This is a genomic window from Ensifer sp. SL37 (genome assembly GCF_026672675.1).
GTDB lineage: Bacteria > Pseudomonadota > Alphaproteobacteria > Rhizobiales > Rhizobiaceae > Ensifer > Ensifer adhaerens.
The window spans coordinates 691,765-704,082 of record NZ_JAPPRN010000006.1 but is presented as its reverse complement, the minus strand read 5'-3'; the positions used below and the strand labels follow the sequence as shown (position 1 = coordinate 704,082).

The window sequence follows — 12,318 nt, the reverse complement described above, 5'->3', positions numbered from 1 at the left end:
AGGTGACGGAGCTTACGGTGGGCAGGGATTTCGGCGCCGTATCGGGCCGCCAATGGCGTCAAATCGACATCCAGCGCGATCTGAAAATCAAGGAATTGAAGAGAGAAGATTGGCTGGGGAACCTGGATTCGAACCAGGACTAACGGAGTCAGAGTCCGTGGGTCTACCGTTAACCTATTCCCCAAAGCCGCCGTCGGAGCGAAGCCCGTCGGTGTGGTTGGCGGGCTTATAAACAAATCGGCGGCTGATGCAAATACCTTTTGCAAAAAAAATCGCGGCTGAAGTGAGATCGCAGCCATCGAGGGTGGCCGGAACAGGGGCCCAGGTGCTCAACCCGGTGTGTTTGCTGGGTTCGGGCGCCCGACGCCTTTGTTGTGCACAAGCCGGTTCTCAAAAAAAGTTTGGCGAATGGGGGTTGCGCTGGTACAGTCGCGCCAACGAAAAATCGAGAGAGCGCCTTGAGCGGCCCTAAGGCCTTGCGCGGCGCCATGGTTGAAACAAGTGAAAGACCCCGATCACGGCGATAAGCCGTCCGAATCCGGGGCGTCGGCAGCAGGCCGCAGTGATGGATCGAAGCTCGGTCCGCGCAACGGCAAGGGCAAGCGTAAACGACGCAAGTCGTCTGCTTCGCCGTCTGCAATTGCCAGCCAGTCCGGCGCAGCCGGTTTGGCAGGGCGTCCCGCAGGAGAGAACGAAACGGAGCCGGCGCGCAAGCGCAAGCGGCGGCGTCGTTCGAAATCAGCAAAACAGCAGGCTCAGGCCGGATCCGCGTCGCAAAGCAGCGGCGTTCAGGTCGTCGATGCGTCGCTTGGCGAACGCAAGGGCCACAAGCGCAGCAAGAAGGCCAAGCACCGCCGCGGGCTCCAGGGGCGCCCGCTGACGAGCGGCGAGCGCCAGCCGGCGCAGCAGCGTGGCGCCGATGGCGGCGGCAATGCGCGGCAGACTTCTGCCGCCGGCGGCGGTCAGGCGGGCGCACAGCCGCGTTCGGGCAATCGCGGCGAACAACCGCGTGCACCCTATATCGCTGCTAGCGAACCGCCCGCGCCGCTCTATGCCGCACTTGATCTCGGCACCAACAATTGCCGTCTGTTGATCGCTCAGCCGACCCGTCCCGGCCAGTTCCGGGTGGTCGACGCCTTCTCGCGCATCGTCCGTCTCGGCGAAGGGCTCGGTGCCAGCGGCCGGCTGTCGGACGAGGCGATGGAGCGTGCCGTCGAGGCGCTGAAGATCTGCGCGTCGAAGCTCGGCGCCCGTACCATTCGCCGCAGCCGCCTGATTGCGACGGAGGCTGCGCGCGCGGCTGAAAACGGCGAAAGCTTCCTTGAGCGGGTTGCGAGCGAAACCGGTCTCGATCTCGAAATCATCAACCGCGAAACCGAGGCACGGCTTGCCGTTTCCGGCTGCTCGTCGCTGGTGGATCGCGAGACGCGCTCGGTCGTGCTCTTCGATATCGGCGGCGGCTCGTCCGAGATCGCCGTCATCCGCATCGGTGATTCGCGCTCGAACCGGCTCGCCAACCACATCACCCACTGGACTTCGCTGCCGGTCGGCGTCGTGACGCTTTCGGAGCGCCATGGCGGCCAGCATGTGACGCCGGCAAGCTTCGAGGCGATGGTGCAGGAAGTGGAAGGCATGCTTTCCCGCTTCGACAGCCCGCCTGTCGAAGCTCTGGCGAACGGCACGTCGGGCAGCGGCTTCCACCTGATCGGCACGTCAGGCACGGTGACGACGCTTGCCGGCGTGCATCTCGACTTGCCGCGCTATGATCGCCGCCGCGTCGATGGCCTGTGGCTGACGGACGACGAAGTCTCGGCCATGCAGGCGCGGCTTCTCTCCTGGGATTTCGACGCGCGCGCCGCCAATCCCTGCATCGGCCCTGATCGTGCCGATCTGGTGCTTGCCGGCTGCGCTATCCTCGAAGCGATCCGCCGGCGCTGGCCGTCGACCCGCATGCGGGTCGCCGATCGTGGCCTGCGCGAAGGCCTGCTCACCGATATGATGGCGGACGACGGCGCCTGGCGCCGCTCGCGGCCGCGCCGCCACCAGCGCGGTTCCAATGCCTCCGGCAGCCACGAAGGAAACAAACCATGACGAAACCCCCCGTCGGCGCCAACCGCAGCGGCCGCAAGCTTGGCCAGAAGGTCAAGAAGGGCAAGCTCAAGGCATCCTCCCGCCGCTGGATCGAGCGCCACATCAACGACCCCTATGTGCAGCGGGCGCAGCTCGAGGGCTACCGCGCCCGCGCGGCGTTCAAGCTCCTGGAGATCGATGAGAAGCACAAGATCCTGAGCGGCGCGCGCCGCATCATCGACTTGGGCGCTGCCCCCGGCAGCTGGTCGCAGATTGCCGCCAAGGTCACCAACTCCACCGATACCGATCCGCGCGTTGCGGCGATCGACTTCCTCGAGGTCGATCCCCTTCCGGGCGTGCGCATTCTTCAGATGGACTTTCTCGATCCGGAAGCGCCGGGCAAGCTGATGGAAGCGATCGGCGGAACACCTGATCTGGTGATCTCCGACATGGCGGCGCCGACGACCGGCCACCGCCAGACCGACCACCTGCGCACCATGCATCTGTGCGAGGTCGCGGCCTATTTCGCCGTCGACGTGCTGGCCAAGGGCGGGCACTTCCTGGCGAAGACCTTCCAGGGCGGCACCGAGCGCGAGCTGCTCAACATGCTCAAGCAGAATTTCCGTCAGGTCATCCATGTGAAGCCGGCCTCCTCGCGCGCCGAATCGGTCGAGATGTTCCTGCTTGCCAAGGATTTCAAGGGACGCCAGCAGGCCGGCAGCGAAACGGAAACCGAAGACGAAGCGGCCAAATAACATGCTGCTATACGTCACCGTCGGCAGCAACGATCTGACACGCGCCGGCGCGTTCTACGATGCGGTAATGCCGACGCTTGGCTACCACCGGCAGCGCCGGGACGAGACCGAGATCGGCTATGGCGCTGAGGGCGATCGCATCCGCTTTTGGGTGGTGACTCCCTTCAACCGCGCGCCCGCCACCTATGGCAATGGCGTGAGCATCGCGCTTGCCGCCGAGACCCGCGCCGCCGTCGACGCTTTTCATGCCGCAGCCCTTGCCAATGGCGGCACGGACGAGGGTGCGCCGGGCCTACGCCCGTTTCACGCAAATTTTTATGGTGCCTGGGTTCGCGATCACGACGGCAACAAGATCGCCGCCGTCTGCGAGCGGCCGGAGTAACCTGCCGCTTGGGCGCCGAGTTTCCAACGATTTCCTGATGGCGAAAGCACGCAGGCGCCACGGGGCCAGGCCGGCTTTTGCCGATCGGCCGCACTCCTGATCGCCCTCCAAACCCGGTCCCCCCAAAGACGGCGCATCGTGGTTAATCGGCCATTAACCAGTTGAATGCAACTCTGGTGGTGCTATCTGGTCCATTAGGACCTCCTAAGGTTTTAAATTTCACCGAGCGCTGGCTGCCGATCGACGATTGGCGACGGGTCGAGCACGTGCCCGGTTGGCTGCATGTGGAAGTACCTGGATGTCGATGATTTCGCTTGCCGTTCGGCTCAGAAGCCGCGCGCATTTTTCCGTCAAGAGGAATGGTGCCGGCAAGCCGGGGGTGATCATCGGCACCAGCGCCGGCCGCAGGAACCAGGCGCGGCAGCGGGTGGGGATCCTGATCGCCGGCTTTGCCGTCGTCTTTCTCGTCGTCGGCGGGCGGCTGGTTCAATATGGCCTGTCGGCGCCGGTACCGAAACCGCGTCGATCGGCGGCAGCGGCCATGTCATCGCCTCTCGCCCGGATATCGTCGACCGCAACGGCCATCTCTTGGCGACCGATCTCAACACGATGTCGCTCTATGCGGAACCGCGCAAGATCGTCGACGCCGACGAGGTCGTCGAGAAGCTCGCGACCGTGATCCCCAATCTCGATTGGCGCGATACGCACCGCAAACTCCAGTCCGGATCGGCATTCCAGTGGCTGCGACGCCAGCTCACGCCGAAGCAGCAGTCGGACATTCTGGCGCTCGGCATTCCCGGCATCGGCTTCCGCCCGGAAAAGCGCCGTTTCTATCCCGGCGGCGTCACCGCTTCGCACATCCTCGGTCACGTCAATGTCGATAACCAGGGGCTGGCCGGCATCGAGCGCTATCTCGACCAGCAGGGCTTTGCCGATCTGCGGGCCGCTGGCCTTACCAGCAACGCCTCGCTCGAGCCTGTGCGGCTGTCGATCGATCTGCGCGTCCAGAACATCGTGCGCGAAGTGGTCGCCAACGCGATGACCGACTATGAGGCCGAGGCGGCCGGCGCTGTGGTTCTCGATGCAGAGACCGGTGAGGTGCTCGCCATGGCCTCGGTACCCGACTACGATCCGAACGAACCCTCGCGAACCTTGCCTGGCGGCGGCGTCGACAAGGAGTACGAAAAGGGCTGGTTCAACCGGATGAGCAACGCCACGTTCGAGATGGGCTCGACCTTCAAGAGCTTCACGCTGGCGATGGGCCTCGACGCGGGCAAGGTCAACCTGAACTCGGTCGTCGACGCGTCGCGGCCGATCCGCATGGGCGGCTTCACCATCAAGGACTTCAAGGGCAAGAACCGCCCGCTATCGATCCCGGAGGTCTTCCAGTACTCCTCCAACATCGGCACCGCGGCGGTTGCCGACATGGTTGGAATCGAAGGTCACCAGCAGTTCCTGACGAAGATGGGCCTCCTGTCCCGCATGCAAACCGAAATGCCGGGGGTCGCCATCCCGACCCAGCCGCGCACGTGGAAGAAGATCAATTCGGTGACAATCTCCTTCGGTCACGGCGTGGCGACCACGCCGTTGCAGACGGCCGTTGCTGCCGCGGCGCTGATGAATGGCGGACACCTGATCCCGCCGACCTTCCTGCCGCGCTCGCCGGAGGAAACGAAGTTCGTCTCGCAAAGGGTGATCAAGGAAACGACCAGCGCCGACATGCGCTTCCTCTACAACTGGAACGGCGTGAAGGGCTCCGGCAGGCGGGCGCAGGTGGAAGGCTTCCATGTGGGCGGCAAGACCGGCACGGCCGACAAGGTCATCAACGGCCGCTATGCCAAGGACATCAACTTCAACGCCTTCCTTGCGGCCTTCCCGATGGATAAGCCCAAATACATCGTGCTGTCGATCATCGACGCGCCGAAAACCGGAGAAAACGGCGGGCGGACGGCCGCGGCCAACGCCGCTCCGATGGTCAAGTCGATCATCGGTCGGTCTGCGCCGCTCCTTGGGGTGAAGCCCCGGTTTGGAGACCTGGGCGCCGAACAGTGGCTGGCCAACTACTAAGGCCGGCACCGTTGCTGGGAAGGCACCGTCGATCAGTCGGTGCCCAAGGGATCATTTCCCCGCAGCCGTCTCGACTTCGCGCGCCGGCAGCCGGTGTCCCGACACGGAGGAGCCGGCGTTCTTCGCCATGGTGAGGAACGGGATCGCCGCGATCAGGTTGGCGGCGGCGATGATCATGAAAGCGGTGTGGAAATCGTCGAGCTGCAACGGGCCGCCGCTGAGCTTCGTCTCGATTTCGAGGATCGCGCCGGCGACCGCAACGCCGAGCGCCAGGCTGATCTGTTGCAGCACCGCGCTCATCGAGGTCGCCTTGCTGGCATCCGCATCGTCGATATCGGCAAAAGACAGCGCGTTGACGCTGGTGAAGAAGAACGAGCGCGCAAAGCCGGCGATCAGGAGGATGGTGATCAGCACCAGATAGGGCGTCTCCGGCGTGAAGAAGCCGTTGGCGAAGGTGGTGATCGCCGCAATGATCGCAGCGATGATGAGCGTGGTACGGAAGCCGGCAAAGGCCAGAACGCGCCGCGCGTAGAACTTCGTGGTAATCGCGCCGACCGCGCCGATGAACGTGATGAGGCCGGACTGGAACGGATTGAGGCCGAACCCCACCTGCAGCATCAGCGGCATCAGGAAGGGAACGGCGCCGACCGAGATGCGGAAGATCGTGCCGCCGATCGAAGCGGCGCGAAAGGCGTTGTCGCGGAAGAGCTTCAGGTCGAGGACCGGGGCCGGATGACGCCGCGCATGGCGGATGTAGAGCAGGGCCGAAACAAGGCCGATCGCTACCGAGGCGATGCCGACAACGGGGGGCAGGGCAGGCAGGCTGATCACCGACAGGCCGAAGACGATGCCGGAGGCAGCGATGCCGCCGAGCAGGAAGCCCAGCACGTCGACCGGCGGCGGATCGAGCGGCTCCATCTTCGGCAGGTAGATGCCCGACAGGATGTAGCCGGCGATGCCCACGGGCACGTTGATCAGGAAGATCCAGTGCCAGGAGAAGTAGGTGGTGATGAAGCCACCGAGCGGCGGTCCGGCAAGCGGACCCACGAGCGCGGGGATCGTCAACAGCGCCATGGCCGACACCAGTTCGCTGCGCGGCGTCCCGCGAACCAGCACGAGGCGAGCGACCGGCGTCATCATCGCGCCGCCCATTCCCTGCAGGAACCGGGAGAAGACGAAGGCGGGCAGGCTGTTCGAAATGGCGCAGAAGATCGATCCGGCAATGAAGACCAGGATCGCCGCGCGAAAGATCCTCTTGGCGCCGAAGCGGTCGGCCATCCAGCCGCTCAAGGGGATGAAGATCGCCAGCGCCACCATGTAAGCGGTCAACGCCAACTTCAGCGTGATCGGCCCGACGCCGATGTCGCGGGCGATTGCCGGCAGCGACGTGGAAATCACGGTCGAGTCCATCTGCTCCATGAAAAGAGCGACGGCAAGGATCATCGGGACGATACGGTTCATGAAACGATGCTTCGGACGGTCAGCGATAAGCAGAAGCTAATAATGCCGGTCATGGCTTTTGTCGGGGCAAAACCGGTGATTGCGGATCAAAAGCCTGTGATCCCGACTGGCCTTTGCTGTCAAGACGCTAGTTCTGGCCGAGTTGCCGCCGATGGCAACGGATCCAACAGAAAGCGGAAACGAACCATGAGTGAAATGTCGATGAAGCGCAGGACCTTGATGGGAGCGGGAACGCTCGGCGTGCTCGCAGCGCCCTCGCTGATGACGGGCATTGCAGTCGCTCAGGAAAAATCGGAAAACACCGGCATGAAAGCCAGCCCTCCGACAAGAATGCTCAAGCTTGGCGCGTTCAAGATCGTTGTCGTCAATGACGGCACTCGCGTCAGCGACAAGCCGCACGAGACCTACGGCACCAACCAGCCGCAACAGGCGGTGGCCGAACTGCTGCAGCAGAACTTCCTGCCGACCGATGCGCTGCTCAACAGCTATTCGCCGGTTCTTGTCGATACCGGATCGGACCTCGTGCTCTTCGATGCCGGCATGGGCGAGGGCGGTCGGGAGACCGGCGCTGGCCGCCTGCTCGACGGGATCCGCGCTGCCGGCTATTCGCCGGAGCAGGTCTCGGTTGTCGTGGTAACCCATATGCATGGCGATCACATCGGCGGCCTCATGGAGGCCGAAAAACCGGCCTTCGCCAATGCCCGCTATGTGATGGGCGAAGTCGAATACGCCTTCTGGAAAGATCCGGCGCGCGCCGGCACGCCAGCAGAAAACGGTCACAAGGCCGTGCTGGAAAAGGTCGTGCCGCTTGCGGAAAAGACCACCTTCATCGGCGACGGTGCCGCGGTCGTTCCGGGCATTTCGGCCATTGCCGCCTTCGGCCATTCGCCGGGGCACATGGTGTTCCGTCTCGATTCCGACGGCAAAGCGCTGATGCTGACGGCCGATACCGCCAACCACTATGTGTTGTCGCTGCAGCGGCCGGACTGGGAAGTGCGCTTCGACATGGACAAGGCGAAGGCAGCAGAGACGCGCCGCCGGGTGTTCGACATGATCGCCAGCGAACGGCTGCCCTTTATCGGCTACCACATGCCGTTTCCTGCGGTCGGTTTCGTCGAGAAGCAGGGCGAGGGTTACCGTTTCGTGCCTGCAAGCTATCAGCTCGATATCTGATCGGTTGCCGCGCCTCTTCGCGCGAAATTGCTGCTCTGCAACAAATATCGGCCGACGGCGGGACATTTCCCGGCTTTGGCTATTTTCATCCTGACATATCCGTGTTACGAGCCCTCGCCAACTTCCAAGACACGCTTTGAAGTCGCCCGGTGGACAAATCGCAGCCCGTCCCCGGGGATTTTCGCTATTTGAAGGGAATTGGCCATGGCGCGCATCATCGAAACGGCAACTGGTCTGGAGGCTTTGACCTTCGACGACGTCCTGCTCCTGCCCGGGCATTCCGAAGTCATGCCGGGTCAGACCAACATCGCGACCACCATTGCCCAGGACATCGACCTGAACCTGCCGATCCTGTCGTCGGCCATGGACACGGTGACCGAAGGGCGTCTCGCAATCGCCATGGCGCAGGCCGGCGGCATCGGCGTCATCCACCGCAACCTGACGCCGGCCGAGCAGGCCGAAGAGGTTCGCCAGGTCAAAAAGTTCGAAAGCGGCATGGTCGTCAATCCGGTGACCATCGGTCCCGACGCCAAGCTCGCCGATGCGCTCGGCCTGATGAAGCAGCATGGCATTTCCGGCATCCCGGTCGTTGAAAACGGCGGTGCCGGTGGCCAGAAGCAGGGCCGCCTCGTCGGTATCCTCACCAACCGCGACGTTCGTTTCGCCTCTGATCCGAACCAGAAGATCCACGAACTCATGACCCATGAGAACCTGGTCACGGTCAAGGAAAGCGTCGACCAGCAGGAAGCGAAGCGCCTGCTGCACGCCCATCGCATCGAAAAGCTGCTCGTGGTCGACGGCGACGGCCGTTGCGTCGGTCTCATCACCGTAAAGGATATCGAGAAGGCACAGCTGAACCCGAACGCCTCCAAGGATGCGCAGGGCCGCCTTCGTGCCGCCGCCGCCATCTCGGTCGGCGATGACGGCTTTGAGCGCGCCGAGCGACTGATCGATGCCGGCGTCGACCTGATCGTCGTCGACACCGCCCATGGTCACTCGCAGCGCGTTCTCGACGCGGTCGCCCGCGTCAAGAAACTCTCGAACTCGGTTCGCATCATGGCCGGCAACGTCGCGACTGCCTCCGGCACCAAGGCGTTGATCGATGCCGGTGCGGATGCGGTCAAGGTCGGTATCGGCCCGGGCTCGATCTGCACCACGCGCATCGTCGCCGGTGTCGGCGTGCCGCAGCTCGCTGCGATCATGGGCGCCGTCGAAGCCGCCCAGGCGGCCGGCATTCCTGTCATCGCCGATGGCGGCATCAAGTTCTCTGGCGACCTTGCCAAGGCGATCGCCGCCGGTGCTTCGGCCGTCATGATCGGCTCGCTGCTTGCCGGCACCGATGAAAGCCCGGGCGAAGTGTTCCTCTACCAGGGCCGCTCCTTCAAGGCCTATCGCGGCATGGGCTCCGTTGGCGCCATGGCGCGCGGCTCGGCGGACCGCTACTTCCAGGCGGAAGTGCGCGACACGCTGAAGCTGGTTCCCGAGGGCATCGAAGGCCAGGTCCCCTACAAGGGTCCGGTCGCAGGCGTCCTGCACCAGCTCGCGGGCGGCCTCAAGGCCTCCATGGGTTATGTCGGCGGCCCGACGATCAAGGAATACCAGGAGCGCGCCCAGTTCGTGCGCATCTCCGGCGCGGGCCTGCGCGAAAGCCACGCCCATGACGTGACGATCACTCGCGAAAGCCCGAACTACCCGGGCGCGCACTGATTGCGATTGCATTCGAAGGGCGCCGCGCCATCGCGCGGCGCCCTTCGCTATTTCAGAGTAAGCGTGTTTGAGGGAGTAGCGTAATGACGGGTTTCGAGATTTTCTGGCCGATCGTGGCTCATGTCTTCCTCGTCTTCTGCCTCTATGCTCTTCTCTCCTTCCGCCGGATGGGCCTGGTGCGCGCCGGTAAGGCGAATGCCGGCCAGTTTCGCGAAAACCGTGACGAGCCGGGCGAAAGCCTGGTGGTGAAGAACAGCATCGCCAACCAGTTCGAGCTGCCGGTTCTCTTCTACCTCTGCTGCGTGCTGCTCTACATCACCGAGGCCGACAACATCGTCTCCCTCGCTCTTGCCTGGCTCTTCGTTGCCCTGCGCTATGTGCACGCCTTCGTGCATGTCACCAGCAATCGCCTCCGCTACCGGCGCCCGCTGTTCATGGGCGGTGTTGCAACGCTGTTTGCGATGTGGGTGTGGCTTGCCGTCTGGATGGCGATGAGCTGATCCGGATAGGCGCACCGCCATTCTGACGCAGATCTGAGACAGTCTGCGCCTTCATCTTCCCGTCTTGATGCGTATCAATTACCCGATGCCGCTTTTGCGCGTAGTCTCTCCGGCGTTGGGCAACAACGCATCGGAGGACGAGATGACCGCAACGATGAAAGCCGCCGTGGTGCGCGAATTCGGCAAGCCGCTGGTAATCGAGGATGTGCCGATACCGGAGCCGGGTCCCGGCCAGGTGCTGATCAAATACGAGGCGACGGGCGTCTGCCACACGGACCTGCACGCCGCCAACGGCGACTGGCCAGTCAAGCCGAAGCCGCCCTTCATCCCCGGACATGAAGGCGTCGGCTATGTCGCCAAGCTCGGCAGCGGCGTTGCGCGGCTGAAGGAAGGCGACCGCGTCGGCGTTCCGTGGCTGCACACCGCCTGCGGCGGCTGCACGCCTTGCCGCACCGGATGGGAAACGCTCTGCGGCAGCCAGCAGAACACCGGTTATTCCGTCAACGGCACGTTTGCGCAATACGGCCTCGCCGATCCTGACTTCGTCGGCCGCCTGCCGGCAAAGCTCGAATTCGGGCCCGCGGCCCCCATCCTTTGCGCCGGCGTCACCGTCTACAAGGGCTTGAAGGAAACCGAAGTGCGTCCGGGCGAATGGGCGCTGATCTCGGGCATCGGCGGACTCGGGCACATGGCGGTGCAATATGCCAAGGCCATGGGCATGCATGTCGCCGCCGTCGATATCTTCCCGGACAAGCTGGAGCTTGCCCGAAAACTCGGTGCCGACCTCGTCGTCGATGCGCGCGACAAGGATGCGGTCGAGCAGGTGCGAGATGCGACCGGGGGCGTGCATGGTGCCCTGGTGACGGCCGTCGCGCCCAAGGCGATGGAGCAGGCCTTCAACATGCTCCGCTCCAAGGGAACCATGGCGCTGGTCGGCCTGCCGCCCGGCCAGATGTGCCTGCCAATCTTCGATACGGTTCTGAAGCGCATCACCATCCGCGGCTCGATCGTCGGGACGCGGCAGGATCTGGAGGAATCGCTCGAGTTCGCCGGTGAAGGCAAGGTCGCCTCGCACTTCACCTGGGACAAGATCGAGAACATCAACGCCATCTTCAAGCGCATGGAGGAAGGCAAGATCGACGGTCGCATCGTGCTCGACCTCAACGGCTGATCGGTGTGCGTGGGACCCTCGACCTGTGAGGGCGAAAGGAAACACGCGGCAGTAACGCAAGTTTGTATGTTCCAGACCGCCCGCCGACCTATTCTGTCGCGGGCGGTTCTGTCTGCCGCCGCGGGAGATAAGAACCGAAGGAGGCTGGCATGCAGGAACCGAAAATCACGCAGGCGATGATCGACGCCTATGACGAGTACACGCATCTGACCCTCGATCGCCGTCGCTTCATGGAAAAGCTCACCGGTCTCGCCGGTTCCGCGGCTGCGGCCGCGGCGATCGCGCCGCTGCTGGCGGCCAATGGTGCCAAGGCGGAGATCGTGGCTGCAAACGACACCCGGGTGACCGGCGAGGACATCACCTATCCCGGCGCTGCCGGCGATATGAAAGGCTATCTCGTTCGTCCGGCAGAGGTGAGCGGCAAGCTGCCGGCGGTCATCGTCATCCATGAGAACCGCGGGCTGAACCCGCATATCCGCGACGTCGCGCGGCGCATGGCGCTCGAAGGCTTCCTGGCGCTGGCGCCGGATTTCCTGTCGCCTGCGGGCGGCACGCCGACGGACGAGGACAAGGCGCGCGAAATGATCGGTGCGCTCGATGCGGCGGCAACGACCGCGAATGCGGCGGCGACCGTGGCGTTTCTGGAAGGACACGCGCAATCGACCGGCAAGGTCGGCGCCATCGGCTTCTGCTGGGGCGGCGGTCTCGTCAACCGGCTCGCGGTCGGATCCCCGGATCTGAAGGCTGGCGTCGCCTATTATGGTGCGCAGCCCAAGGCCGAGGACGTGCCGAAGATCAAGGCGGCGCTGCTGCTGCACTATGCAGGCCTCGACGAACGCATCAATGCCGGCATCGACGCCTATCAGAAGGCGCTGAAAGACAACGGCAAGGACGCGACGATCTATGTCTATGACGGCGTCAACCACGCCTTCAACAACGACACCTCGGCAGCGCGGTATGACAAGGCCGCGGCCGATCTCGCCTGGAGCCGGACGGTCGAGTTCCTGAAGGCCAAGCTCGCCTGAGCGCTGC

At 64.0% G+C, this 12,318-nt stretch carries 10 protein-coding genes, 1 tRNA gene and 1 pseudogene; 9 read left to right on the top strand and 3 right to left on the bottom strand.

The window, feature by feature from the left end:
• Window positions 1-110: 110 nt before the first annotated feature.
• Window positions 111-184, bottom strand: a tRNA-Gln gene (locus OVA00_RS15590).
• Window positions 185-501: 317 nt separating this feature from the next.
• On the opposite strand from OVA00_RS15590, the gene OVA00_RS15585 reads away from it, so the two are divergent.
• From OVA00_RS15585 to OVA00_RS15575, 3 genes are read left to right on the top strand one after another with little or no spacing between them, the layout of a single operon-like run.
• Window positions 502-2,091: a Ppx/GppA phosphatase family protein gene (locus tag OVA00_RS15585; RefSeq protein WP_060516471.1), complete on the top strand. Its 1,590-nt coding sequence runs from the start codon at window positions 502-504 to the stop codon at window positions 2,089-2,091.
• Window positions 2,088-2,825: an RlmE family RNA methyltransferase gene (locus OVA00_RS15580; protein ID WP_034800892.1), complete on the top strand. Its 738-nt coding sequence runs from the start codon at window positions 2,088-2,090 to the stop codon at window positions 2,823-2,825. Before OVA00_RS15585 ends, OVA00_RS15580 begins: the two co-directional genes overlap by 4 nt.
• A 1-nt stretch (window position 2,826) precedes the next feature.
• Window positions 2,827-3,207, top strand: a complete 381-nt coding sequence (locus tag OVA00_RS15575; RefSeq protein WP_113188755.1) for a VOC family protein — start codon at window positions 2,827-2,829, stop codon at window positions 3,205-3,207.
• A 142-nt stretch (window positions 3,208-3,349) separates the two neighbouring features.
• Here the strand turns inward: OVA00_RS15575 and OVA00_RS15570 are convergent, their stop codons facing one another.
• Complete coding sequence (locus OVA00_RS15570; RefSeq protein ID WP_268090392.1) at window positions 3,350-3,697, bottom strand: hypothetical protein; 348 nt, start codon at window positions 3,695-3,697, stop codon at window positions 3,350-3,352.
• On the opposite strand from OVA00_RS15570, the pseudogene OVA00_RS15565 reads away from it, so the two are divergent.
• Window positions 3,635-5,274, top strand: a pseudogene (locus OVA00_RS15565) (peptidoglycan D,D-transpeptidase FtsI family protein). The gene OVA00_RS15570 and the pseudogene OVA00_RS15565 sit on opposite strands and share 63 nt — an antisense overlap.
• Before the next feature lie 51 nt (window positions 5,275-5,325).
• On the opposite strand, the gene OVA00_RS15560 reads toward OVA00_RS15565, so the two are convergent.
• Window positions 5,326-6,735, bottom strand: coding sequence for a DHA2 family efflux MFS transporter permease subunit (locus tag OVA00_RS15560; protein ID WP_034800899.1), 1,410 nt, complete (start codon window positions 6,733-6,735; stop codon window positions 5,326-5,328).
• A 186-nt stretch (window positions 6,736-6,921) separates the two neighbouring features.
• Between OVA00_RS15560 and OVA00_RS15555 the strand changes: the two genes are divergently transcribed.
• The 5 genes from OVA00_RS15555 to OVA00_RS15535 all read left to right on the top strand — a co-directional run bounded on the left by OVA00_RS15555 (window position 6,922) and on the right by OVA00_RS15535 (window position 12,311).
• The gene (locus OVA00_RS15555) at window positions 6,922-7,908 is read left to right on the top strand and encodes an MBL fold metallo-hydrolase (RefSeq protein ID WP_268089293.1); all 987 of its coding nucleotides are present in this window, start codon (window positions 6,922-6,924) and stop codon (window positions 7,906-7,908) included.
• Between the two features lie 204 nt (window positions 7,909-8,112).
• A complete protein-coding gene (gene guaB / locus OVA00_RS15550) occupies window positions 8,113-9,615 on the top strand; it encodes an IMP dehydrogenase (protein WP_034800902.1) in 1,503 nt (500 codons plus the stop codon).
• Window positions 9,616-9,698: 83 nt separating this feature from the next.
• Complete coding sequence (locus OVA00_RS15545) at window positions 9,699-10,115, top strand: MAPEG family protein (protein WP_090294904.1); 417 nt, start codon at window positions 9,699-9,701, stop codon at window positions 10,113-10,115.
• Window positions 10,116-10,257: 142 nt separating this feature from the next.
• A complete protein-coding gene (adhP, locus tag OVA00_RS15540; RefSeq protein ID WP_060602043.1) occupies window positions 10,258-11,286 on the top strand; it encodes an alcohol dehydrogenase AdhP in 1,029 nt (342 codons plus the stop codon).
• A 149-nt stretch (window positions 11,287-11,435) separates the two neighbouring features.
• Complete coding sequence (locus OVA00_RS15535; protein ID WP_034800909.1) at window positions 11,436-12,311, top strand: dienelactone hydrolase family protein; 876 nt, start codon at window positions 11,436-11,438, stop codon at window positions 12,309-12,311.
• Window positions 12,312-12,318: the final 7 nt, after the last annotated feature.